Raw genomic sequence first — 2,647 nt, 5'->3', positions numbered from 1 at the left:
AACATTCTGCTCTGCAAATCTTTATCGAAAATTCTTACAGAACCGCCTCCGATTTCATTTCCGTTCAAGACCAAATCATAAGCATTGGCGCGAACTTTTCCGGGTTCAGTATGAATGAGTTCCAAATCTTCCGGTTTTGGAGAGGTAAATGGGTGGTGCATTGCATGGTATCTTCCGGATTCTTCGTCCCATTCCAAAAGTGGGAAATCGATGACCCAAAGCGGTGCAAATTCATTTCCTTTTCTTAAACCCAGACGGTTCCCCAATTCCATTCTCAAAGCAGAAAGTTGGGTGCGGACTTTATTTTCATCGCCACTCATTACGAGCATTAAGTCGCCCGGTTTTGCACCGAATTTTTCGGCAATTTTCTTTAAAGAATCTTCGTCGTAGAATTTATTTACTGAAGAAGTGACAACGCCATCATTTTGGAATTTAATCCAAACCATTCCAGAAGCGCCAATTTGAGGGCGTTTTACCCATTCAATCAGCTCATCAATTTGTTTTCTGGTATAATCTGCGCAACCTTCAACGTTGATTCCAACTACCAATTCTGCATCATCAAAAATTTTGAAATCTTTGCCTTTTACCAATTCATTTACTTCCACGAATTCCATTCCGAAACGGATATCGGGCTTGTCGTTTCCGTATTTTTTCATGGCGTCTGCGAAAGTCATTCTTGGGAATTTTCCGAAATCGTTACCAGTGATATCTTTCAATAAAGTAGCGGTCATTCCTTCAAAAATCTCCAAAACATCTTCCTGTTCTACAAATGCCATTTCGCAATCGATTTGGGTGAATTCCGGTTGTCGGTCTGCACGCAAATCTTCGTCACGGAAACATTTCACAATTTGGAAATAACGGTCCATTCCGCCAATCATTAAGAGTTGCTTGAAAGTTTGTGGCGATTGCGGAAGCGCATAAAACTGGCCCGGATTCATTCGGCTCGGAACCACAAAATCTCTCGCTCCTTCCGGAGTTGATTTAATAAGAACCGGAGTTTCAACCTCGATAAAATTTTGGTCAGAAAGGTAATTTCTTACTTTTTGTGCCATTTTATGGCGGAAAATCAATTTGTCTTTTACCGGATTTCTGCGGATGTCCAAATATCTGTACTTCATTCTCAGTTCCTCGCCACCGTCGGTTTCGTCTTCGATGGTGAAGGGCGGAAGTTGAGATTCATTTAAAATTTTTAAATTTTTAACTAAAATTTCAATTTCTCCGGTTGGGATATTTGGGTTTTTAGAAACACGTTCAATCACTTTTCCGGTCACCTGAATTACGAATTCGCGACCCAATTTTTTAGCTTCGTCCATAAGTTCTGCAGATGAACGGTCTTGGTCGAAAACCAGCTGTGTGATTCCGTAGCGGTCGCGTAAATCGATCCAGATCATAAATCCTTTGTCTCGGATGGTCTGAACCCAGCCGGAAAGGGTTACTTCTTCATTAAGATTTTTAAGCGATAATTCTCCGTTGGTGTGTGTTCTAAACATATATTCAGTTTGTCGTTTCTGGTTGTTTAATCATTGTAAGGAACGCCGGGAATGCATTAAAGCAGCAGTCTCAGAACGTCCAATTTCAATAGGTGCAAAGATATGATTTTTGATTGAGAAAATCTTTGTTAAACGAAGGGTTGGCAGAGTCTTTCAGATTGTTTTTCTCCCGTTTAAGCAAGACATAAGTTTTATCTTCTTTAAATATTACTCTTACATTACTTAAACATTACTTTGACTAGCCTTTGGTACGGTAAAACTACGGTTCAACCTCTCGAACGAAAAGTTTTTTTAGTTGTCACCAGCATATTGTAGTCGGCAATCCGGCCATTTAAACGATGATATTTTTTAGGTAGCTTTGCAATATATTTTTGTAAATGAAGAAGAGGTTACTGGTTTTATTATGTATTGTATTGTGTTATGCATTTGTTTTTTCACAGAAAATTACGGCGAAAGTTGTTGGTGTAAAAGACGGTGACACGTTTGTTGTTCTCCATGAAAAGAAGGAAATTGTTGTAAGGCTTGAACATATTGATGCACCGGAGAAAAATCAGCCATTTGGCAGCAGGGCAAAACAATTTGTTTCAGATTTTTGTTTCGGGAAGACGGTTGTAGTTATCGGGAATGGTAAGAAAGACCGCAACGGCAGATGGATTGGTGAAATTTTTTATAACAACCAAAACCTAAACAAAGAACTGGTGCGCAATGGGTTGGCGTGGCATTATAAACGCTATTCGAAAAGTGCAAACTATGCAGATCTGGAAACAGCGGCAAGAAAAAAGAAAGTTGGCCTTTGGAGGGATAAAGATCCGATTGCTCCCTGGAACTGGCGAAAATCTAAACGAAATAAAGTGCAAAATTTATGAAAATTTAGGCTTCAATGATTGTGTTTTTTATTTAACTTTGTGTAAATCAATAACAAAAAAACAGTATTAATTATGGGAAAAGGAGATCAGAAATCAAGACGCGGAAAAGTGACTGCAGGAAGTTATGGTAAAAAAAGGCCGCGAAAATCGAAATCCGTTAAAAATATTCCGGTAAAGGTTTTGAATGAAGATGAGAAGAAAGATTCAAAAGTTAAAGTAAGAAAAGAAGTGGGATATCCTACAGAGAAATCTGAAAATGCCGAAATGCCCACTGAAACTAAACCAAAAGCT

At 38.8% G+C, this 2,647-nt stretch carries 3 protein-coding genes; 2 read left to right on the top strand and 1 reads right to left on the bottom strand.

Features of this window, described 5'->3' with window-relative positions:
* Positions 1–1,490 (bottom strand): aspartate--tRNA ligase (gene aspS, locus V5N63_RS08205; protein WP_332033556.1); only part of this gene is annotated, 1,490 nt, incomplete at its 3' end.
* 377 nt (positions 1,491–1,867) lie between these two features.
* Here aspS and V5N63_RS08200 point away from each other — a divergent pair.
* Complete coding sequence (locus tag V5N63_RS08200; protein WP_332033555.1) at positions 1,868–2,356, top strand: thermonuclease family protein; 489 nt, start codon at positions 1,868–1,870, stop codon at positions 2,354–2,356.
* Positions 2,357–2,428: 72 nt separating this feature from the next.
* The coding region (locus tag V5N63_RS08195) for a 30S ribosomal protein THX (protein WP_332033554.1) at positions 2,429–2,647 on the top strand (219 nt) is incomplete at its 3' end.

Origin of the sequence: Kaistella sp., from assembly GCF_032060305.1 — a bacterium.
Lineage (GTDB): Bacteria > Bacteroidota > Bacteroidia > Flavobacteriales > Weeksellaceae > Kaistella > Kaistella yananensis.
Note: the sequence above shows the minus strand (reverse complement) of the source record. Positions and strands in the feature narration are given on the sequence as shown.